The organism is Bradyrhizobium sp. USDA 4486, from assembly GCF_054057995.1.
The window spans coordinates 7,452,977-7,473,641 of record NZ_JBSRZV010000001.1 but is presented as its reverse complement, the minus strand read 5'-3'; the positions used below and the strand labels follow the sequence as shown (position 1 = coordinate 7,473,641).

At 64.9% G+C, this 20,665-nt stretch carries 18 protein-coding genes; 10 read left to right on the top strand and 8 right to left on the bottom strand.

All coding sequences use genetic code 11. The features are described 5' to 3' along the window. Nucleotides 1-65: 65 nt before the first annotated feature. Nucleotides 66-461, bottom strand: coding sequence for a response regulator (locus ACVWY3_RS35295; protein WP_027551917.1), 396 nt, complete (start codon nucleotides 459-461; stop codon nucleotides 66-68). Nucleotides 462-690: 229 nt separating this feature from the next. Between ACVWY3_RS35295 and ACVWY3_RS35290 the strand changes: the two genes are divergently transcribed. The 7 genes from ACVWY3_RS35290 to arfB all read left to right on the top strand — a co-directional run bounded on the left by ACVWY3_RS35290 (nucleotide 691) and on the right by arfB (nucleotide 9,691). Beyond that, the gene (locus tag ACVWY3_RS35290; RefSeq protein ID WP_456842568.1) at nucleotides 691-1,662 is read left to right on the top strand and encodes a bifunctional riboflavin kinase/FAD synthetase; all 972 of its coding nucleotides are present in this window, start codon (nucleotides 691-693) and stop codon (nucleotides 1,660-1,662) included. Between the two features lie 200 nt (nucleotides 1,663-1,862). Then, nucleotides 1,863-4,871 carry an isoleucine--tRNA ligase gene (gene ileS, locus ACVWY3_RS35285; RefSeq protein WP_456842567.1) on the top strand — a complete coding sequence of 1,003 codons (3,009 nt, stop codon included), beginning with the start codon at nucleotides 1,863-1,865 and terminating at the stop codon, nucleotides 4,869-4,871. Nucleotides 4,872-4,881: 10 nt separating this feature from the next. Continuing rightward, the gene (gene lspA, locus ACVWY3_RS35280; protein ID WP_456842566.1) at nucleotides 4,882-5,376 is read left to right on the top strand and encodes a signal peptidase II; all 495 of its coding nucleotides are present in this window, start codon (nucleotides 4,882-4,884) and stop codon (nucleotides 5,374-5,376) included. 96 nt (nucleotides 5,377-5,472) lie between these two features. After that, nucleotides 5,473-6,198, top strand: a complete 726-nt coding sequence (locus ACVWY3_RS35275) for a hypothetical protein (protein WP_456842565.1) — start codon at nucleotides 5,473-5,475, stop codon at nucleotides 6,196-6,198. 200 nt (nucleotides 6,199-6,398) lie between these two features. Further along, nucleotides 6,399-7,790, top strand: coding sequence for a M16 family metallopeptidase (locus tag ACVWY3_RS35270; protein ID WP_456843534.1), 1,392 nt, complete (start codon nucleotides 6,399-6,401; stop codon nucleotides 7,788-7,790). Then, entirely contained in the window at nucleotides 7,787-9,154 is a 1,368-nt protein-coding gene (locus ACVWY3_RS35265) for a M16 family metallopeptidase (RefSeq protein ID WP_456842564.1), read from the top strand. The genes ACVWY3_RS35270 and ACVWY3_RS35265 overlap by 4 nt, the downstream gene beginning before the upstream one ends. 120 nt (nucleotides 9,155-9,274) lie before the next feature. Then, nucleotides 9,275-9,691: an alternative ribosome rescue aminoacyl-tRNA hydrolase ArfB gene (gene arfB, locus ACVWY3_RS35260; RefSeq protein ID WP_456842563.1), complete on the top strand. Its 417-nt coding sequence runs from the start codon at nucleotides 9,275-9,277 to the stop codon at nucleotides 9,689-9,691. Nucleotides 9,692-9,754: 63 nt separating this feature from the next. On the opposite strand, the gene ACVWY3_RS35255 is transcribed toward arfB, so the two are convergent. Then, nucleotides 9,755-10,063, bottom strand: coding sequence for a hypothetical protein (locus ACVWY3_RS35255; protein WP_456842562.1), 309 nt, complete (start codon nucleotides 10,061-10,063; stop codon nucleotides 9,755-9,757). 568 nt (nucleotides 10,064-10,631) lie between these two features. Here ACVWY3_RS35255 and mutL point away from each other — a divergent pair. Further along, a complete protein-coding gene (gene mutL, locus ACVWY3_RS35250) occupies nucleotides 10,632-12,443 on the top strand; it encodes a DNA mismatch repair endonuclease MutL (protein ID WP_456842561.1) in 1,812 nt (603 codons plus the stop codon). Between the two features lie 22 nt (nucleotides 12,444-12,465). Here the strand turns inward: mutL and rsmD are convergent, their stop codons facing one another. Next, nucleotides 12,466-13,020, bottom strand: coding sequence for a 16S rRNA (guanine(966)-N(2))-methyltransferase RsmD (rsmD, locus tag ACVWY3_RS35245; protein ID WP_456842560.1), 555 nt, complete (start codon nucleotides 13,018-13,020; stop codon nucleotides 12,466-12,468). Between the two features lies 1 nt (nucleotide 13,021). Next, nucleotides 13,022-14,953 carry a pseudouridine synthase gene (locus ACVWY3_RS35240; protein WP_456842559.1) on the bottom strand — a complete coding sequence of 644 codons (1,932 nt, stop codon included), beginning with the start codon at nucleotides 14,951-14,953 and terminating at the stop codon, nucleotides 13,022-13,024. A gap of 120 nt (nucleotides 14,954-15,073) precedes the next feature. Here ACVWY3_RS35240 and ACVWY3_RS35235 point away from each other — a divergent pair, with 120 nt between their 5' ends. Further along, entirely contained in the window at nucleotides 15,074-15,532 is a 459-nt protein-coding gene (locus ACVWY3_RS35235) for a nucleoside deaminase (protein ID WP_456842558.1), read from the top strand. 146 nt (nucleotides 15,533-15,678) lie between these two features. On the opposite strand, the gene ACVWY3_RS35230 is transcribed toward ACVWY3_RS35235, so the two are convergent. Together ACVWY3_RS35230 and purD are read right to left on the bottom strand one after the other, a co-directional pair. After that, nucleotides 15,679-16,581, bottom strand: a complete 903-nt coding sequence (locus ACVWY3_RS35230) for an alpha/beta fold hydrolase (RefSeq protein WP_456842557.1) — start codon at nucleotides 16,579-16,581, stop codon at nucleotides 15,679-15,681. A 193-nt stretch (nucleotides 16,582-16,774) separates the two neighbouring features. Beyond that, nucleotides 16,775-18,058 carry a phosphoribosylamine--glycine ligase gene (purD, locus tag ACVWY3_RS35225; RefSeq protein ID WP_456842556.1) on the bottom strand — a complete coding sequence of 428 codons (1,284 nt, stop codon included), beginning with the start codon at nucleotides 18,056-18,058 and terminating at the stop codon, nucleotides 16,775-16,777. A 528-nt stretch (nucleotides 18,059-18,586) separates the two neighbouring features. Here purD and ACVWY3_RS35220 point away from each other — a divergent pair. Next, complete coding sequence (locus tag ACVWY3_RS35220) at nucleotides 18,587-18,985, top strand: hypothetical protein (protein WP_456842555.1); 399 nt, start codon at nucleotides 18,587-18,589, stop codon at nucleotides 18,983-18,985. Between the two features lie 137 nt (nucleotides 18,986-19,122). On the opposite strand, the gene ACVWY3_RS35215 is transcribed toward ACVWY3_RS35220, so the two are convergent. Next, nucleotides 19,123-19,932, bottom strand: coding sequence for a pPIWI-associating nuclease domain-containing protein (locus ACVWY3_RS35215; RefSeq protein WP_456842554.1), 810 nt, complete (start codon nucleotides 19,930-19,932; stop codon nucleotides 19,123-19,125). After that, the gene (locus ACVWY3_RS35210) at nucleotides 19,929-20,498 is read right to left on the bottom strand and encodes a hypothetical protein (protein WP_456842553.1); all 570 of its coding nucleotides are present in this window, start codon (nucleotides 20,496-20,498) and stop codon (nucleotides 19,929-19,931) included. The genes ACVWY3_RS35215 and ACVWY3_RS35210 overlap by 4 nt, the downstream gene beginning before the upstream one ends. Nucleotides 20,499-20,665: the final 167 nt, after the last annotated feature.

Here is a 20,665-nt window from a genome sequence, read left to right as displayed (position 1 = left end):
CCAACACAGAAAGCCCGGGACAACGCCCGGGCCTTCCGAATTCAGCCGATACCTTTGAGCTGCGCTTACGCGCTCGCCATGTCCGGGAAGACCGCTTCGATCTTGGTCTTCAGCGTCGCCGCATTGAACGGCTTGACGATGTAATTGTTCACGCCGGCCTTCTTGGCCGCGATCACGTTCTCGGTCTTCGATTCCGCCGTGATCATGATGAACGGCGTGGTGGCGAGGTTCGGATCCGCGCGCACTTCGCGCAGCAGGTCGTAGCCCGTCATCGGCTCCATGTTCCAGTCGGAAATCACGAGCCCGTATTTCTTGCCGCGCATCTTGTTCAGCGCCGCCGAACCGTCGCTGGCATCATCGATGTTATCGAAGCCAAGCTGCTTCAGCAGATTCCGGATGATACGGATCATGGTGCTATAGTCATCCACCACCAGAACCGGCATCGACAAATCAACCGCCATCTCGACTCCCCCAACGCATACCCAGGAATATTACGATCGGACCTGCCAGGCCGAAGCCCGGCGGTTCCACGCTCAAGGACTAGCATCAAGGCGTTAAACAGCCCGTTAACTGGGGACGCCTTCGAAGAATTGAAATGGTGTTCAATCCGGTCGCACCCTGCCGCTTGACTTCATCCGGCCGGTCGCGCCACGGTCCCGGCCGGTCCCGCCGGCTCCGAGAATTCCCCTGATGGCTCCGCCTTTTACCGTTATCCGCGACAGCACGCCGGATTCCGCCATTCCCCGGGGCGCCGTGGTCGCCATGGGCAATTTCGACGGCGTTCATCTCGGCCATCGGGCCGTGATCGCGGCAGCCCTGGCAATGGGCCGGGCGCATGGGCGCCCTGCGCTGGCCTTGACCTTCGAGCCGCATCCGCGGCGGTTTTTCAGTCCCAACACCCCGCAATTCCGCCTCACGGACGAGCGGGCCAAGCTGCGGCTTCTGGCCGGCACCGGGCTTGCCGGCGCCGTGGTCATGACCTTCGACAAGGCGCGCGCCGGCACCAGCGCGCAAGATTTCATTCACCATGACCTGATCGGGCGGCTCGGCGTCAGCGGGATCGCGGTCGGCTACGACTTCCATTTCGGCAAAGGTCGGGTCGGCTCGCCGAGCCTGCTGGTCAACGAGGCGCCCCGGCTCGGCATCGAGGTCGACGTTCAGCCGCATGTCGATATCGACGAGCGGCCGGTCTCCTCCAGTGCGATCCGGATCGCGCTCGCCGAAGGCCTGCTCGACGAAGCTACCACCATGCTGGGGGCGCCCTGGTTCGTCACCGGCGAGGTGGTCCATGGCGAGAAGCGCGGCCGCGACCTTGGCTATCCCACCGCCAATATCCGCCTGGATGCCAATTGCGGCCTCAAGCACGGCATCTATGCGGTGCGGGTCGGCCGCGGCGCCGAGCGGCTGGATGGGGTAGCGAGTTTCGGCCGTCGCCCGACCTTTGATAATGGCGCCCCGCTCCTTGAAATCTTCCTGTTCGACTTCAAGGGCGACCTCTACGGCCAGACCCTCGACTGCGCCTTCGTCGGCTTCATCCGCGAGGAGCTGAAATTCGACAGCCTGGAGGCCCTGATCCGCCAGATGGACGACGATTCAGCCCGCGCCCGCGCCATTCTGGCCGCCGCCCCGGACGCATTTCCGCGGCTTGGCGTGATCGATTGAGGCCGAAAACGACCCGCCGACCTTTGCGCTTGCCCGGCCCGGCTGCTATGGAGGGCCAATGTTTGCGCGGCGCATCATAGGGATTAGCGGCCCGGCTTCCGCCTGAGCCTGAAGGCTCGGCGCAAGACCGGGATTTTGACGTTTCGCCCCGCGATCCCTATCGCCATCCGTTCCCGCGCCCTTCCGAGCCAGTCAGCCTCATGTCCGAAAAGCCGCAAAAGTCCCAAAAGTCTGAAGCCAAAGACTATTCGAAGACCCTGTTCCTGCCGCAGACCGAATTCCCGATGCGCGCCGGGCTGCCGCAGCGCGAGCCGGAGATCCTGAAATACTGGAACGACATCGGCCTCTACGACAGACTGCGCAAGGGCGCCGCGGGCCGCGCCAAGTTCGTGCTGCATGACGGCCCGCCCTACGCCAACGGCAACATCCATATCGGGCACGCGCTGAACAAGATCCTCAAGGACGTCGTGACCAAGAGCCAGCAGATGCTCGGCTTCGACTCCAACTACGTGCCCGGCTGGGACTGCCACGGTCTGCCGATCGAATGGAAGATCGAGGAGGAGAACTACCGCAAGAAGGGCAAGCAGAAGCCCGATTTCCGCGACTCCGCCGCGATGGTGGCGTTCCGGAAGGAGTGCCGCGCCTATGCGACGCACTGGATCAACGTGCAACGCGAGGAATTCAAGCGCCTCGGCATCATCGGCGACTGGGATCATCCCTATCAGACCATGAGCTACCCGGCCGAAGCGCAGATTGCGCGCGAGCTGATGAAGTTCGCGGCCAACGGCACGCTCTATCGCGGCTCCAAGCCGGTGATGTGGAGCGTGGTCGAGAAGACTGCGCTGGCGGAGGCCGAGGTTGAGTATGAGGACTACACCTCGGATACGGTCTGGGTGAAGTTTCCGGTCACCTCGCCCACGCATGGCGCGCTCGCCTCCGCCAGCGTCGTGATCTGGACCACCACGCCGTGGACCCTGCCAGGCAACCGCGCCATCTCGTTCTCGCCGAAGATCGCCTACGGGCTCTACAAGGTCACGGACGCCCCCGCGGATAATTGGGCCAAGACCGGCGATCTCCTGATCCTGGCCGATGCGCTGGCTGCGGACGTGTTCAAGCAGGCGCGCGTCACCTCTTACGAGAAGGTGCGCGACATTCCCGGCGACACGCTGGACGCGGTCGAATGCGCCCATCCGCTGCGCGGGGTCGGCGGCGGTTACGAGTTCGTCGTTCCGCTGCTCGCCGGAGAGCATGTCACCGACGACACCGGCACCGGCTTCGTGCACACCGCCCCCGGCCATGGCCGCGAGGATTTCGATGCCTGGATGGCGAATGCGCGCGAGCTCGATGCGCGCGGCATCTCGACTGCGATCCCCTACACCGTCGACGAGAACGGCGCCTACACCGCCCATGCCCCCGGCTTCACCGGCAAGCGCGTGCTCAACGACAAGGGCGAGAAGGGCGATGCCAACGAGGCGGTGATCAAGGCGCTGATCGAGGGCGGCAAGCTGCTCGCACGCGGCCGCCTCAAGCACCAATATCCGCATTCCTGGCGCTCGAAGAAGCCGGTGATCTTCCGCAACACGCCGCAATGGTTCATCGCGATGGACAAGGACGTCAGCGAGAACGGCCATGCGAAGAAGGGCGACACGCTGCGCGCCCGCGCGCTGCACGCGATCTCGGTGACCCAATGGGTGCCGCCGTCCGGCGAGAACCGCATCAACGGCATGATCGCCAATCGCCCCGACTGGGTGATCTCGCGTCAGCGCGCCTGGGGCGTGCCGATCGCCGTGTTCGTGCGCGAGAAGGCCGACGGCTCGGCCGAAATCCTGCAGGACGAGATCGTCAACCAGCGCATCACCGAAGCCTTCATGGAGGAAGGCGCCGACGCCTGGTACATGGACGGCGCCCGCGAGCGCTTCCTCGGCGCCCGCGCGAACGAAGACTGGAAGAAGGTCGACGACATCTGCGATGTCTGGTTCGATTCCGGCTCGACGCACGCCTTCGTGCTCGAGGATCGCCAGAACTTTCCGCAGCTCGGCAACATCGTCCGCAAGGTCGACGGCGGCGACGACACCGTGATGTATCTGGAAGGCAGCGACCAGCATCGCGGCTGGTTCCACTCCTCGCTGCTGGAGAGCTCGGGCACGCGCGGCCGCGCACCTTATGACATCGTGCTGACCCACGGCTTCACGCTCGACGAGAACGGCCGCAAGATGTCGAAGTCGCTCGGCAACACCGTCGAGCCGCAGAAGGTGATCAAGGATTCCGGCGCGGATATCCTGCGTCTGTGGGTCTGCGCCACCGACTATGCCGACGACCAGCGCATCGGCCCGGAGATCCTGAAGAACACCATCGAGACCTATCGCAAGCTGCGCAACTCGATCCGCTGGATGCTCGGGACGCTGCATCACTTCAAGGCGAGCGAGAAGGTCGCCTATGCCGAGATGCCCGAGCTCGAGCGGCTGATGCTGCACGAGCTGGCCGGCCACGCCGAAACCATCCGCAAGGCCTATGCCGCGTTTGACTACAAGACCGTGGTCGCAAGCCTGTCGGCTTTCATGAACTCCGAGCTGTCGGCGTTCTACTTCGATATCCGCAAGGACACGCTGTATTGCGATCCGCCGTCCTCGGTGGCGCGCAAGGCGGCGCTCACCGCGATCGAGCTCTTGTGCGATGCCCTCTTGAAGTGGCTCGCGCCGATCCTGAGCTTTACGACGGACGAGGCCTGGCGGATGTTCCGCCCCAACGCGGAGCCGTCGGTCCATCTGACCCTGTTCCCCACCGATATCGAAAGCCTGCGCGACGACAAGCTCGCCGCGAAGTGGGAGACGATCCGCGACATTCGCCGCGTCGTCACCGGCGCGCTCGAGCTCGAGCGCGCCGCCAAGAACATCGGCTCGTCGCTGGAAGCCTCGCCGGTGATCTATGTCGCCGACAGGGACGTGATGATGACGCTGTTCGACGTCGATCTCGCCGAGGTCTGCATCACCTCGAACTACGAGCTGCGCGAGGGCGAGGCGCCGGCGAGCGCGTTCCGCCTCGATGCCGTGCCCGGTGTTGCGGTCGTGGTCGAGAAGGCGGTCGGCACCAAATGCGCCCGCTCCTGGAAGATCTCGCCAAGCGTCGGCGAGGACGCCGAATATCCCGACGTCACCCCGCGCGATGCGAAGGCACTGCGCGAATGGAAGGCGTTGGGCGTGAGCGTCTGATCGGCCAGCCATGACCCCGCTCCGCCTCGGCACCCTCTCGGCCGTGGTCACGGTCATCCTCGACCAGGCCTCGAAGCTTTGGCTGCTGAACGTGTTCGACCTCGCCCATCGCGGCGTGGTGCGGGTGACGCCGTTCTTCGACCTGGTGCTGGCCTGGAACATCGGCATCAGCTTCGGCTGGCTCCAGAACGACGGCCAGGCGGCGCAGATCGCGCTGATGGCGGTCAAGGCCATTGCCGTGGTGGCGCTGGCGATCTGGATGACCCGCTCGCACACCTTGCTCGCGACGGTCGCGCTCGGCCTGATCATCGGGGGCGCGATCGGCAACGGCATCGACCGCCTCGCTTATGGCGCGGTGGTCGATTTCGCCTTGCTCCACGTCGAAATCGCCGGAAAAACCTATAATTGGTATGTGTTTAATCTCGCGGACGTGGCCATCGTTGCTGGGGTGGGGGCGCTATTGTATGATTCCTTCCTGGGGGTACCCGCCGCAAAAGCGCCCTGATCCCGGCCGATACGGACCGGCAGGTGGAACCCTGTTTTTGCGAGGGTTAGGCCGCGTGCGAGCGGCAATCTGCCACAATATGGAACAGGTACGGTGATGCGCAGCTCGAAAACCAGCGGTTCAATGGTTCGAGATCCCCAAGGCGGGGTCTGGCGGGCGTTGAAAGTGTCCGCTGTCGCGCTCGGCATCGGTCTCGTCATGGCAGCAGGCGCCGCCCGCGCCGGTGACGACGAGGACGAAGATGATGGGATGACCTTCGAAGAGAAGCTCATCGACAATCTGATGTCCGGCATCGGCGCCAAGAGCATGGAAAAGCCCGGCATCGAATACCGCGAGCGCTCGCCGTTGGTCGTGCCGCCCAAGCTCGACCTGCCGCCGCCCGCAGCCGCCCAGGCCAAGAATGCGCCGAACTGGCCGAAGGACCCCGACGAGAAACGCCGCAAGGAGGCGATCGCCGCGCGGAAGAAGGCCGTCAAGGCGACGGAGAATTGGCAGGCTGGCCGCACGCTTTCACCGGCCGAGATGGAAGTGGGCAGGACCGCGGCCCCCGAGCGTACCAGCAATGATCCGATTCAGCCGGGCACCAACGCCAATCCGTCGCTGAGCCCGGCCCAGCTCGGTTTCACCGGCGGCCTATGGGGCATGTTGAAGGGCGGCACCCCTGAAGAAAAGCAATTCACCAGCGAGCCGCCGCGTCAGTCGCTGGTCGAGCCGCCGCCGGGCTACCAGACTCCCTCGCCGAACTACGCCTACGGCGCCGGCAAGGACAATACGAAGAAGACTTACTTCGACATCATGTCGGGCAAGGACAAGGAACAATAACGTTCCGTCCCAACGCGACATCCTGACCCAAGCGGACCTGGCGCCGGCGGCCCCTGCACGCCGGACGCGTCCGATAAATTGCCTATCAGTAACTTGCCTATGCGTTGAGTTCTCTGCTTCGTGACGCGAAGCCTCAGCCGCGCGGTGTAGCATACCGCGCCACCGAGCCGGAGATCCGGACTGGGCCTTTCATAAGGATGATGATGTCCTCTTACCGATCGGCTGCCTGCCTCCTTGCCGCGCTGCTTTCGACGAGCGTCCTCTCAGCCAGCGCCCTCGCCCAGACCAGTGTGACGTCGGCCCCGCCGGCCAGCTTCACGCTTCAGAACGGCATGCAGGTCGTGGTGATCCCGGACCACCGCACGCCCGTGGTCACCGAGATGATCTGGTACAAGGTCGGCTCGGCCGACGAGACCCCGGGCAAGTCCGGCCTGGCGCACTTCCTCGAGCATCTGATGTTCAAGGGTACCTCGAAGCATCCGGTCGGCGAATTCTCCCAGACCGTGCTCCGCGTCGGCGGCAACGAGAACGCCTCGACCTCGGTCGACTACACCAACTACTACCAGCGCGTTCCGAAAGAGCAGCTGCCGACCATGATGGAGTTCGAGGCCGACCGCATGACCGGCCTGATTCTCAAGGATGAGAACGTGCTGCCGGAGCGCGACGTGGTGCTCGAAGAGTACAACATGCGCGTTGCCAACAATCCCGATGCGCGGCTCAACGAGCAGATCATGGCCGCGCTCTATCTCAATCATCCCTACGGCCGGCCGGTGATCGGCTGGCACCAGGAGATCGAGAAGCTCGACCGCGAGGACGCGCTCGCCTTCTACCGCCGCTTCTACGCGCCGAACAATGCGATCCTGGTGATCGCCGGCGACGTCGAGGCCGCCGATGTCCGCCCGCTGGTCGAGCGCAATTTCGGCGCGATCCCGGCGCAGCCCGCGATTCCGGCGCGGCGCGTCCGGCCGCAGGAGCCGGAGCCGGCGGCGCCGCGCACCGTCACGCTGGCCGATCCGCGCGTCGAGCAGCCGAACCTGCGGCGCTACTATCTCGTGCCCTCGGCGACGACCGCCGCGGCCGGCGAAAGCGCAGCCCTCGACGTGCTGGCGCAGCTGATGGGCAGCGGCAGCAACTCCTATCTCTACCGCGCCCTCGTCGTCGACAAGCCGCTCGCGGTCTCCGCCAGCGCCAGCTATTCGAGCATCTCGCTCGACCCGACCCAGTTCGCGATCTCGGCCGCGCCGAAACCCGGCGTCAGCTTCACCGAGGTCGAGCAGGTGATCGATGGCGTCATCGCCGACATCGCGCAGAACCCGATCCGCGCCGAGGACCTCGAGCGGGTGAAGACCCAGCTCATTGCCGAGGCGATCTACGCCCAGGACAATCAGGCGGTGCTCGCGCGCTGGTATGGCGGCGCGCTGACCACGGGCCTGTCGATCGAGGATATCAGGAGCTGGCCGGACCGCATCCGCGCGGTCACCGCCGAACAGGTGCGCGCCGTTGCGCAGAAATGGCTAGAGAAGAAGCGCTCGGTGACCGGCTATCTGATCAAGGACACCGCCACCGCCAAGCGCGAGGAGAAGCGTTCGTGACCTATCCCTTCCTTCGACGCGTTGCATTCTCCCTTGCCACCGGCGCGGCGCTCGCGCTCGCGAGCATCTCGCCATCGCAAGCGGCCGCAAAGATCCAGCGCCTGGTCTCGCCGGGCGGCATCGAGGCCTGGTTCGTGCAGGACGCGACCGTGCCCCTGATCGCCATGGAATATTCCTTTGCCGGCGGCTCGGCGCAGGATCCCAAGGACAAGTCGGGCGTCGCCAACCTCGTCGGCGACCTGCTCGACGAAGGCTCGGGCGATCTCGACTCCAAGACCTTCCATGAGCGGCTCGACCGCCGCGCCATCGAGCTCTCCTTCAGCGCCACCCGCGATGCATTCCGCGGCAGCCTGCGTATGCTGCGCGACAACAAGGACGAGGCCTTCGACCTGCTCAGGAGCGCGCTGACCTCGCCGCATTTTGACGGCACCGATGTCGAGCGCATCCGCTCGCAGGTAGTCTCGGGCCTGCGCCGCGAGACCACCAATCCGACCTCGCTGGCGAGCCGCAAGTTCCTGGAGGTCGCCTTCGGCGATCATCCCTATGGCCGGCAGACCAACGGCACCCTCGACAGCGTGCCGAACATCACGGTCGCCGACCTGAAGGATTATGTCGGCCGCGTGCTCGCCAAGGGCGGGCTGAAGATCGCCGTGGTCGGCGACGTCGATCCCGAGACCCTCGGCAAGCTGCTCGACCATACCTTTGGCAGTCTTCCCGCCAAGGCCAACCTGACGCCGGTACCCGACATCGAGGCGGCCAAGCCGCCGCAGCGCGCCTTCGTGACGCTCGACGTGCCGCAGACCGTCATCACCTTCGGCGGTCCCGGCGTGAAGCGCAGCGATCCCAACTTCATGGCGGCCTATGTCGTCAACCACATCCTGGGCGGCGGCGGACTGTCCTCGCGGCTCTATCGCGAGGTGCGCGAGAAGCGCGGCCTCGCCTATTCGGTGTTCGAATCGCTGCTCTGGATGGAGCATTCGGCCGTCTTCATCGGCAACACCGGCACGCGCGCCGACCGGGCCGGCGACACCATTGATGCCATCGAGAAGGAGGTGCGCCGCATCGCCGAGGAGGGCCCGACGCAGAAGGAGCTCGACGAGGCCAAGTCCTACCTCAAGGGCTCGCAGATGCTGGCGCTCGACACCTCCTCCAAGCTCGCCCAGGCGCTGCTGCAGTACCAGCAGGACAAGCTGCCGATCGACTATATCGAGAAGCGCAACGCCATCGTCGATGCGGTGACGCTGGACGACGCCAAGGCAGCCGCCAGGCGCCTCTGGGGCCAGGGCCTGCTGACCGTCGTGGTCGGCCGCACCCCGCAGGCCGCCGCGCAGCCGGCGGCTGCACCGGCGGCGAAGTCGAACTGAGCCCCTTCTCCAGCGGTTCATCAGATGGCCGGGCTTAGCCCCGGCGATTCGCGTTTGCATGAGCGCCATTGCCGAACGTGGACGTCCGCGATATGTCCGGACATCGCAAATGGTGCCATCATGCTGCGGATATCCCGCGATCTCGTCATCGACGAGGACGACATCGAGATCGGCTTTGTCCGCGCCTCCGGCCCGGGCGGGCAGAACGTCAACAAGGTCGCGACCTCGGCCCAGTTGCGTTTCGACACCCGCAAGCTGACCATTCCGGAGGATGCGGCCATCCGGCTCGCCCGCATCGCCGGCCAGCGCATGACCAAGGACGGCGTGATCGTGATCCATGCGCAGCGCTTCCGCACCCAGGAGCGCAACCGCCAGGATGCCATCGACCGCCTCACGGAGATGTTGCGCGAGGCGATGGTGCGCCCGACGCCGCGCCGCGCGACGCGGCCGACCTTCGCCTCCAAGCAGCGCAGACTCGAAGGCAAGAAGCGCCGCAGCGATGTCAAGGCCGGCCGTGGCGGCCGCTTCGACGATTAGCAGACGCAGTCGAAAAAACTCCGGCCGCAACGCGACCGGAGTTTTGCCGTGTCACCGGCGGGACTAGTAACGCTTGGATGGAGCTGCACCGCCCGTCGCGGCATCGTCGGCGGTCCCCTTGTGCGCGGAGCTGCCCGTGGTGCCGACCGTGCTTCTGGTGCCCTTTGTCGGCTTCATGCCCGTCGTCTCACCCGCTGCGCCCGGCTGGGCGTTCATCTCCTCGTCGCCGCTGCCGATCGTGTTGCCTTGCATGGGTTTGCTTTGCACGGTGCCGCCAGGCTTGGCACCAGACGACGTACCTTGCGCGAGGACGGGCGTGACAACGAGCGCCGAGAGAGCGCATGCGATTGCAGTGGTCTTCACCAACTTCATCCAATTCTCCTGGATTTTCGCGATGAATGGATCGGCGGCTGGCTGCGCCGTCCGACTGGGCCGAACCAGTTCATCGCGTAGAGAAGTTCGAACGGCGCGACCATGATGCAATCCGGTTCGTGTGGTGATCGTTTAGGGATTTGGCGGCGCTTTCGCGGAATTGTGCTCCGCATATAAGGCAACGCGGAACACGCAACGCCGCGAGCCTCTCCGCACATGTGGACGGGCGAGCCTTGACGATGCGCGCGATCGTGCTGGGATTGCAGGCGCACTACATTGCGGGGGGATGCAGAAGGAGATCTAAGGCCCGATAGCTAGACCGTGGAGACAGAAGGCACATGGCGTCCTCCCGTCCTGTTGCCATTTTTCACGATGCTGGCACCCACAAAGAGGACGGTCACCGCACGGCGCTCGATCCGGCTTGCGCGATTTTCTCGAACGTCCAATGTCTTCAATGTGATAGGCATCTCTCTTCCCCAGGGCACGACGCCGCTGTTGCCGAACACATGCTTTTGACGCAACACGGCTTAAGATATAGCGCCGTCAGCGAATCCAGATCGTAAGCCCCATGCCTGTCCGCCAGCTTCCAGAGCAAGTCGTCAACCGCATCGCCGCTGGCGAGGTGGTCGAGCGTCCGGCGAGCGTGGTCAAGGAACTGGTCGAGAACGCCATCGATGCCGGCGCGAGCCGGATCGACGTTTTCACCGACGGCGGTGGGCGGCGGCGGATCGGCATCACCGACGATGGCAGCGGCATGACCGCAAACGACCTCGCGCTCGCGGTCGAGCGCCATGCCACGTCAAAGCTCGACGATGAGGATCTGCTCCAGATCCGCACGCTCGGGTTCCGCGGCGAGGCGCTGCCCTCGATCGGTTCGGTGGCGCGGCTGTCGATCACCACGCGCCATGCCAGCGAGCCGCATGCCTGGGCTCTCAATGTCGAGGGCGGCGAGAAGTCCGAGATCATGCCGGCGGCGCTGGCGCTCGGCACGCGCGTCGAGGTCAATGATCTCTTCTACGCGACGCCGGCGCGGCTGAAATTTTTGAAGACCGACCGGACCGAGGCAGAGGCGATCCGCGAGGTGGTGCGGCGCCTTGCGATGGCGCGGCCCGACGTCGCCTTCACGCTTGCCGGAGAAGAGCGCGCGCCGGTGACCTGGGCCGCCGCCCTGCCCGGCGCCGCAGGCCGCCTGACACGGCTAGGCGATATCCTGGGCGCAGAATTCCGCAGCCATGCTTTCGAAGTGCATGCCGAACGCGAGGGCGTCGTCGTCGCTGGTTATGCCGCGGCTCCCGCGCTGACCAAGGCCAATGCGCTCGGGCAATATCTCTTCGTCAACGGCCGCCCGGTCCGCGACAAGCTGATCCTGGGGGCCGTGCGCGGGGCCTATGCCGACTATCTGCCGCGCGACCGCCATCCGGTGCTGGCGCTGTTCGTCACGCTCGATCCGCGCGAGGTCGATGCCAACGTGCACCCGGCCAAGACCGAGGTGCGCTTCCGCAATGCCGGCCTTGTCCGCGCGCTAATCGTACACGGGTTGAAGGAAGGCCTCGCGCGCGAGGGCCGCCGCACCGCTGCCAATAGCGGCGAGAGTGCCTTGGCATCGTTCCGGCCCGCCTTCACGCCGCGCCCCGCAGGCTGGGACTGGCGCGCCTCGCCGTCGGCTCCGGTCGCGCCGATGCCATCCTTCGAACGTTCGGCCGCGCCGGTCTTCGCCGAGCGCGCGCAGGCTGCGTTCGATGTCGGCGGACCCAGCGCTGACATCCGGATCGAAACACAGCCCGTAGCCGACCTCGTCGACCGCCCGCTCGGCGCGGCGCGCACGCAGATCCACGAGACCTATATCGTCTCGCAGACCCGCGACGGCCTCATCATCGTCGACCAGCACGCCGCGCATGAGCGCATCGTCTATGAGCGGCTGAAGGCCTCGCTCGCCGCGAACGGCGTGCAGCGGCAGATCCTCCTGATCCCCGAGATCGTCGAGATGGACGAGGCCACGGTGGAGCGCCTACTGGAGCGCAGCGAGGAGCTTGCTTCATTTGGGCTCGCGATCGAATCCTTCGGCCCCGGCGCCGTTGCGGTGCGCGAGACGCCGTCGCTGCTCGGCAAGACCAATGCCGGCGGCTTGCTGCGTGATCTCTCCGAGCACATGGCCGAGTGGGACGAGGCGCTCCCTCTCGAACGCCGCCTGATGCATGTCGCGGCGACCATGGCCTGTCACGGCTCGGTGCGCGCCGGCCGCCGCTTGCGGCCCGAGGAGATGAACGCCCTGCTCCGCGAGATGGAGGAGACGCCGAACTCCGGCCAGTGCAATCACGGCCGGCCGACCTATGTCGAACTGAAGCTCGCTGATGTCGAGAAGCTGTTCGGGCGGCGGTGACGGTGCCGTAGGCAGCGCGGCCCTACGGCCTCTTCAAGAAGACGAACTCCGTGTCGTCGTATGCCCGCCGCTCCAGCTCCTCATACCCTTCCGGCGTCACGAACTGCGCGGCCTTCGCCTCCTCCACCACCACCAGTGCACCCGGCGTCAGCCAGCCACCATCGCGCAAGGACGCTAGCGCCTTCTCCGCAAAGCCCTTGCCATAGGGCGGATCGAGGAACACCAGCGAGAACGGCTCGACCGGATGGGCGGGGCCGAGATCGGTCGCATCACGGCGATAGACCTTCGTCACGCCGCCAAGGCCGAGCGACTCGACATTATTCCGCAGCAGCGCTCGCGCCTCCGCGCCGTTGTCCACGAACAATGTGAACTTCGCCCCGCGCGACGATGCTTCGATGCCGAGCGCGCCGGTGCCGGCAAAGAGATCGAGCACGCGCGCATCCGCAATCGGATCGTCATAGGCGTGCACGAGGATGTTGAACACGGACTCGCGTAAGCGATCCGCAGTCGGGCGGATATCGCGCGAGGACGGTGAGGCGAGATTGCGCCCCTTCAACCTGCCGCCGACGACGCGCAAGCTAGTCCTCCCGCGGCGTCAGGTCGCGCTTGCCGTGATAGCCGCGCTTGGGACGGCGCGGCGGGCCGTAGCCGTTCGCTTCCATCTCGTTACGCTCGCGCGCTTCCTCGCTGCCGGTGCGCTGCACCAGGACGCGGCGGCCCTTACGGTCGTTGATCACCGCGCGCTTCATCGGCTTCTTCGGCGCATCCTCACCGCGACCGGCGGATTTCGCGGGCACGTCGAACTCGGCGCCCGATTTCTCGATCACCTTGTGGCCGAGCTGCTCGCGCAGCACGCGCGAGCGGATCTCCTCGACCTGGCCTTCGGGGATCTCGCCGAGCTGGAACGGGCCGTAGGAGACCCGGATCAGCCGGTTCACCTCGAGCCCGAGATGGGCGCAGACGTTGCGCACCTCGCGGTTCTTGCCTTCGCGGATCGCGAACACCAGCCAGACATTGGCGCCCTGGTCGCGTTCCAGCGTCGCTTCGATCGGACCATATTTGACACCGTCGATCTCGATGCCGCCCTTGAGCTCGTCGAGCTGCGCCTGCGTGACGTCGCCATGGGCGCGGACGCGGTAGCGGCGCAGCCACCCGGTGTCCGGCAGCTCGAGCGTGCGGGCGAGCCCGCCGTCATTTGTGAGCAGCAGCAGCCCTTCGGTATTGAAGTCGAGCCGGCCGACACTGATCAGCCGCGGCAGACCTTCCGGCAGATTGTCGAACACGGTCGGCCGGCCTTCCGGGTCGTCATGCGTCGTCATCAGCCCGCGCGGCTTGTGATAGAGGAACAGCCGGGTGCGCTCGCGCGGCGGCAACGGCTTGCCGTCGACCAGGACGACGTCGTTCTGCGTGATGTCGAGCGCCGGCGAGTTGATCACCCTTCCGTTGACGGTGACGCGGCCCTGCGTGACCATCTCCTCGGCGTCGCGTCGCGAGGCGAGGCCCGCACGGGCCAGCGCCTTGGCGATGCGCTCACCGGCCTTCTTCGGCTTCGGCGCTTCCTCACGACGCGGACGCCCGTCGAAATCGCGGTCGCGCTCGCGATAGGCGCCGCGGCCGCCAAAGGCGGGGCGCTTCTCGAAGATCCTGCTGTCGTCCTCATTGTCGCGGCGCGGCCGGTCGCGAAAACGGCCCTCGCTGCGCGGATGCTCCTGCCAGTCCATGCGTCCCTCAGGCCGCTGGCGCGGGCGATCGAATTTCGGACGGTCCCCACGTTCGCTGTCGCGGTCACGCGGCCGATCGAATTTCGGCCGATCGCGGAACGGGCGATCACCCGGCGCCCGATCATCGCGCGCGCGCGAGAAGCGGGGACGGTCCTCGCCGCGGCCGCCTTCGCGGCGATCGTCGCGCTGACGCCAGGGTTTTTCCTCGCCGCGATCGCGGCCGCCGAAATCCTTGTCGAAGCTCTTGCGGGGCCGGTCGCCGCGCGCACGATCATCGCGCTTCTGCCACGGCTTTGAATCCCTGGGTTCGCCACGATCGCGCGGACGGTCACCAAAGCTGCGCTTGCGATCGCCGAAGTCGCGGTCTCGGCCAAAATCCTTGCGCGGACGATCCGAGCTGCCGCGCGAAAACTTGCGCTCATCGGAGCGGCGCTCGGAGCGCTCGCCTCGCCCGGCGCGATCGTCACGATCGAATTTCGGACGGTCGCCGCGCGATTTGAACGGACGGTCGCCACGCGGCTTGAAGCTGCGCGCCTCGCCGCCGCGCTCGTCGCGCTTGAAGCGCGGGCGGTCGCCAAAATCGCGGCGCGGGGCATCGCCGTCCTCGCGACGGCGGAAGGGGCGGCTGTCGCGGTCACCACGGGGGCGGTCGTCCCTACGCTCGCCTTTGCCCTCAAAGCCGCGCTTGGCGAATTTCTTCTCGGGGCCGCGGGGCTTGCCGCTGCGGCCGCCTCTGGCCGGGCCTCGCCGGCCGCGGGAATCGTTGTCTTTGTCGCTGTCGCGAGGCATGAATAATCTCACTTAAGGGGGCGGCGCGGGAGCAGTGCGCGCGCTCGTTCCGAGCCGCATGCTCAGGCAAAACCGGTATTCACTCTTGCTGAAGGCGGAGCTACTAGCAGGTTTCTGGCGATGATACGAGGCATGAAAGCCCCTTCTTTCATGGATTTGGCGCTCCAGGCAGCCGAAAATGCCGGAAAATCGGGCGAGGTTCCGATCGGATGCGCGGTGGTCAGGGATAACGAGGTCGTCGCGACCGCCGGCAACCGGACGCTGACCGACCATGACCCCACCGCCCATGCCGAACTCGTTGCGCTGCGCGAGGCAGCCAGGAAAATCGGCAGCGAGCGTCTCGTCGATTGCGACCTCTACGTGACGCTGGAGCCCTGCACCATGTGTGCGGGCGCGATCTCATTTGCAAGGGTCCGCCGGCTCTATTACGGCGCCGCCGACCCCAAGGGCGGCGCGGTCGAGTCCGGCGTGCGGTTCTTTGCCTCGCCGACGTGCCATCACGCACCGGACGTCTATTCCGGCGTCGGGGAGAGCGAGGCGGCGCGGCTGCTCAAGGACTTCTTTCGGGAGCGGCGGTAGCAGCGCCACACACTCCGCTGTCATGCCCCGCGAAGGCGGGGCATCCAGTACGCCGCGGCTTATCGGTTCAACCACATCCGTCTCGGAGTACTGGAGCGCCCGCCTTCGCGGGCGATGACAGTTGCATGCTTGGCGTGCGGTGTGGCTCAAGCCGAGAAAAACGCGCGCAGCGCTTTCGCGGTGACGTCGGGATTCTCCTCGGTGAGGAAGTGCCCGGAATCCACCGGCATGCCGTCGACGTTGGTCGCCCATTGCTTCCAGGTGTCGAGCGGCGTCGCGGCGGCCTGTGCCACGCCGGCATTGCCCCACAGGGCGAGCATCGGCACCGTGATCTTCTTGCCGGCCTCGAAATCGGCCTTGTCGAGATCGTAGTCGAAATAGGCGCCGGCGCGATAGTCCTCGCACATCGCATGCACGCGGGCGGGATCGCGGAACGGGGCGATGTAATGTTCGAGCGCGCGCTTGTCGATCGCGTCCAGCGTCCTCGACTTGGTCTGGCTCGCCATCTTGAAGCGCAGGAAGAATTCGCCGTTGGCGGAGATCAGCGTCTCCGGCAGCGGCGCGGGCTGGGCCAGAAAAGTCCAGTGATAGATCTTCAGCGCATAGGCGCGGTTTATCCGCTCCCAGTAATTATAGGTCGGCAGGATATCGAGCACCGCGAGCTTCGACAGTCGGCCGGGATGGTCGAGCGCCAGGCGATACGACACGCGGCCGCCGCGGTCGTGGCCGGCGAGCGCGAAGTGCACGTGGCCGAGCCGCTCCATCGCCTCGACCATGGCTTTCGCCATCGCGCGCTTGCTGTAGGGGATGTGCAGCGCGTCGCTCTCGGGCATGTCGGACCAGCCATAGCCGGGCAGGTCAGCGATGATCAGCGTGAACTTGTCGGCAAGCTGCGGCGCCACGCGGTGCCACATCACGTGCGTCTCGGAAAAGCCGTGCAGCAGCAACAGCGGCGGCCCCTCGCCACTGATGCGGGCGAAGATGCGGCCGAAGGAGGTGTTGATCCATTCCGAGGCGAAGCCGGGATAGAGGTCGGCGAGATCGGACATCTTGTTGCATCCTTAACTGGTCAGTCGCGAGGGGGCCTCGACAAAATTCGAAAACAACCCCATGCACAGTAGCGGTATTATCAGCGGGGCTGCTAACCCCAACAGCTGATTGCGCATTTCTGGAATGTCGAGATGGCGCCCGCATGTCGAGATTCCGGATCGGCGCGCTGCACGCGCCGTCCGGAATGACGGGCTAGGTCTTCGCCTTCTCGGCTTCCACCGCCTGCCAGCCGATGTCGCGGCGGCAGAAGCCGTCCGGCCAGTGGATGCGGTCGACGGCCTGATACGCGCGGCTCTGCGCCTCCGTCACGGTCTTGCCCAGCGCGCAGACATTGAGCACGCGGCCGCCATTGGCGAGGATCGCGCCGTCCTTCTCGACCGTGCCGGCATGGAAGATCTCGACCGTCTCGACCTGCCCGGCCTCATCGAGCCCCTCGATGCGCGTGCCCTTCTGGTAGTCGCCGGGATAGCCCTTCGCCGCCATCACCACGGTCAGCGCGGTTTCCGGATGCCAGCGCAGATCGAAGTGCTTGAGCTCCCCGTCGCAGGCGGCGAGGAAGGCCGGCACGATGTCGCTCATCATGCGCAGCATCAGCACCTGGCACTCGGGGTCGCCGAAACGCACGTTGAACTCGAACAGCTTTGGCCCCTGCGTCGTCAGCATGATGCCGGCGTAGAGAATGCCGCGGAACGGCGTGCCGCGCTGCTTCATGCCTGATACCGTCGGCCGGATGATCTTCGCCATGATCGCGTCGTGGATCGCCGGCGTCACCAAAGGCGTCGGCGAATAGGCGCCCATGCCGCCGGTGTTCGGGCCGACGTCGTGGTCGAACACGCGCTTGTGGTCCTGCGCCGAGGCGAGCGGGATCGCGGTCTCGCCGTCGCAGAGGGCAAAGAAGCTGATCTCGCGTCCCGGCAGAAACTCCTCGATCACGACCTCCGCGCCGGCCTCGCCAAAGGCGCCCTCGAACATCATGGCGATGGCGTCCTCCGCCTCGCGCACGGTCTTGGCGACGACGACGCCCTTGCCGGCGGCAAGACCGTCGGCCTTCACGACGATCGGCGCGCCCCGGCTCTGCACGTAAGCGAGCGCATCCTTGGCGCTGGTGAAGCGCTTGTAGGCGCCGGTCGGAATGCCGAACTCGGTGCACAGCGCCTTGGTGAAGCCCTTGGAGCTCTCGAGCTGCGCCGCCGCCCGGCTCGGCCCGAATGCCTTGATGCCGGCGGCGGTGAGATCATCGACGATGCCGGCCGCCAGCGGCGTCTCCGGGCCGATCACGACCAGCTCGACCGCGTTCGCCTTGCAGAAGGCGATCATGGCGGCATGGTCGGCGATGTCGAGCGCCACGCATTCCGCCTCGCGCGCGATGCCGGCATTGCCGGGCGCGCACCAGAATTTGGTCACCAGGGGGGAGGCCGCGATCTTCCACGCCAGAGCATGTTCGCGGCCGCCGGAACCAAGCAGGAGAATGTGCATCGAAGGCTCGGAAAATGAGGGGTTTTGCTGGTCGCGGAGGTCGCACGAATCGGGGTGGGGCTCAAGGGGGTGGGCCCGAACTCTCCGTCATTCCGGGGCGTGCCAAGCCCTTCTACCTTCTCCTCTTGTGGGATCAGGTACAGACCACCGACGGAATTCGCCGCACCGATGGAGATGATGGTCACGCCGTTCTGAAGGCCGCAACTTTCGGTGGCGCCCTCCTGAACGCTGTACTAGCGTGACCGGGGGGGAAATCACATGGCACGGTTTGGGTCCGTATTGCTTTGCTTGGCCGCGATTCTGCTGTCAGGCTGCATAACTACTGCCATGCAGGGTTACGCTGACCGAGATTTACCGGCGCGGCCCGTACAACGCATAGCAGCTTACGTCGTCGCGCCTACAGGACTGGCTTCCAGTTTCCAATCGAGCATCGCTGAGGAATCGGCGAAGCGAGGTATTGGGGCCGAGGATGCCTACGCGCTCCTTCCACCGACGCGAACTTACACTGACGCGGAAATTCGGAAAGTATTGGCCGACAACAGCGTCGATGCAGTTCTAATCATAACTGTGGGGGATACGGGCGTCGTCAAGGAATACGCTGGCACGTTCTTTCAAGGCCAATATTCGGGTTCGACCGATGTTAACGGCACTGTTACACGCAACGGAAATATCTCGAATGTTTCCCTAGCAGGAAGTACGTCCGGCACGATGACTGGAACAGCAACCCCCATGCACAGATACAGCCGTCAAACGGTGTTCAAGGCACGCCTCGTTGATCCAGCTACCGCAAGAAACCTCTGGGTGGGATCGGGAGAGGTGAGCGCGGGTGGCCGACTTTTCGTGGGAAACGGAAGCAGCGCATCAAGCTCTGTTTCCGCAATTTTTGATGATCTGCGCTCCAAGAAGATAATCGGCGGCACCTCTTAGTTACGGTGACAGTGCACTAATATCCAAAGCCTAAGCATCAGTTGACGGGTTTAGTGCACTGTCACCGTAATTCCGTTACAAATTTGCATGAGTGCGACGGAGGGCTTCGGACGTTATGCGACGGAACGTCACTGGACTTAAATCTCCAGAATTTCGTGGAGGATGGCGACGATGTACCTTTTGATTTGGAGAACAGCCTTGCGTTCCGTTCCAACATGAGCCGCGACAGAGGATCGGTCGTACACCGCGCGAAAGAGGCTCCCTACCAGTTCATCAATCGTCAAGGCCGTCTGCTCCGGCACCACCCCTGACGATTTGCTCTCGCCCCTTGCCTTGCGGATGAAGCGAACCTTTTGCTTCATCGTCGGGCCTTTTCTGTCTGGCTCGCGCTTATACCCATCAGACGCCTCGACATCGGCGTCAGGGGCAAGATGATCCAATGTTTCTCGGAACGCCTCGCGTAGTTCTAGCGCGGGACCGCGAAACGAGACCCGATTGTCGTCGGCTAAGTCGGCGATTGCCTGCCGGAATGAGAGCGCGGCAGACGGTACGAGTCCCTCCAAGGTCTCGATGATGCGCTGGTCCTCGTTGGTGATGCCGACCTCCACCTTGACCGATCGCCTGCGATCCCTTTCCAATTTGGCGACCACATCAGGGGAAATCTCCCGAAGCACGCGGAACGCGGCTGCGTACTTCGATTTCGCACTCTCGGCCTCGGCGAGCCGAATCAGGGTTTCGAACTCATCTGACAAAAGCTGAGCTTCTTCTTCGAGCCCAGCGCCGATAAGCCCGAGCTGCAAGTTCTGAAAGAACGACCGTCCCAGGCCGCGAGCTTCGTCCCGCAGCGGAATTGACTTAACCCTAGCGTTGGGGACGCGATTGATCTTCTTTTGGACCTTTGAAGCTTCTGATATGAGCGCCCGCCAATCATCGACGGTGTCGCTCATCGCTTGCCTTTCTTTACTGGCTTCTTGACCGGCCGGCGTGTCGCTTTCGCGCCAGCGTCCTTGTTTGGCAGCTTATGGGCCACGAGGTTATGCCCGACCGAGTTAAGCCTATATTGGCCGCGTTCTAGAGCGTTGAGGTAGCCCGCGTTCTTAGCGTTAGTGAGCGTCATACTCCCGGTGGCCGTCGGCAGCTCGAAATCAGCCTGGATGAAATAGGGCTTGATGTCCTCCGGCGTAATGTAATCACGCCGCTCTGCCGGGGGCGCAAGCTGCGCAAGATAATAGGCCATCACCGCCACCTTCTCGTTCATCGTCTTTGGCGACTTGAGAGCCGCGAACGACCTGATGTCCTGCCCCGGTTGATCTGAGATGGGCGGCGTGGCTGGGGTTATGAGCGTGGGCGGGCTCGGCGAACCGGGATGCTGCATTGGAGCCGCTGCCGCGGCAAGCGATATACCAAGACGCTTCATAACGAAATCCAGCGCGTGCTCTCGGGCCTCCTTATCGAGAGGCGTCAGTGCGTCCATCAGTGTAGAAATTGCCTTTACGACCTCGTCCTCAGCCATGCCTACCCCCGGGCAATAAAAAAGCCGAGACATAGTCTCGGCTAAAAACCTCAGGTAGCAGATTCATCCCGGATAGGCTACCAAACGTTGTCGGCTTTCAACTGCTCCCGGATGTGCTGATCCCGCGGCGGTACGGCCTCAGCTGTGACGACCACGAGGCAAATCAG

Bases quoted from the DNA above. Each gene is read 5' to 3' on its own strand.
- ACVWY3_RS35295 (WP_027551917.1), bottom strand. From the start codon at position 461: ATGGCGGTTGATTTGTCGATGCCGGTTCTGGTGGTGGATGACTATAGC.
- ACVWY3_RS35290 (WP_456842568.1), top strand. From the start codon at position 691: ATGGCTCCGCCTTTTACCGTTATCCGCGACAGCACGCCGGATTCCGCC.
- ileS (WP_456842567.1), top strand. From the start codon at position 1,863: ATGTCCGAAAAGCCGCAAAAGTCCCAAAAGTCTGAAGCCAAAGACTAT.
- lspA (WP_456842566.1), top strand. From the start codon at position 4,882: ATGACCCCGCTCCGCCTCGGCACCCTCTCGGCCGTGGTCACGGTCATC.
- ACVWY3_RS35275 (WP_456842565.1), top strand. From the start codon at position 5,473: ATGCGCAGCTCGAAAACCAGCGGTTCAATGGTTCGAGATCCCCAAGGC.
- ACVWY3_RS35270 (WP_456843534.1), top strand. From the start codon at position 6,399: ATGATGTCCTCTTACCGATCGGCTGCCTGCCTCCTTGCCGCGCTGCTT.
- arfB (WP_456842563.1), top strand. From the start codon at position 9,275: ATGCTGCGGATATCCCGCGATCTCGTCATCGACGAGGACGACATCGAG.
- ACVWY3_RS35255 (WP_456842562.1), bottom strand. From the start codon at position 10,063: ATGAAGTTGGTGAAGACCACTGCAATCGCATGCGCTCTCTCGGCGCTC.
- mutL (WP_456842561.1), top strand. From the start codon at position 10,632: ATGCCTGTCCGCCAGCTTCCAGAGCAAGTCGTCAACCGCATCGCCGCT.
- ACVWY3_RS35240 (WP_456842559.1), bottom strand. From the start codon at position 14,953: ATGCCTCGCGACAGCGACAAAGACAACGATTCCCGCGGCCGGCGAGGC.
- ACVWY3_RS35235 (WP_456842558.1), top strand. From the start codon at position 15,074: ATGATACGAGGCATGAAAGCCCCTTCTTTCATGGATTTGGCGCTCCAG.
- ACVWY3_RS35230 (WP_456842557.1), bottom strand. From the start codon at position 16,581: ATGTCCGATCTCGCCGACCTCTATCCCGGCTTCGCCTCGGAATGGATC.
- purD (WP_456842556.1), bottom strand. From the start codon at position 18,058: ATGCACATTCTCCTGCTTGGTTCCGGCGGCCGCGAACATGCTCTGGCG.
- ACVWY3_RS35215 (WP_456842554.1), bottom strand. From the start codon at position 19,932: ATGAGCGACACCGTCGATGATTGGCGGGCGCTCATATCAGAAGCTTCA.
- ACVWY3_RS35210 (WP_456842553.1), bottom strand. From the start codon at position 20,498: ATGGCTGAGGACGAGGTCGTAAAGGCAATTTCTACACTGATGGACGCA.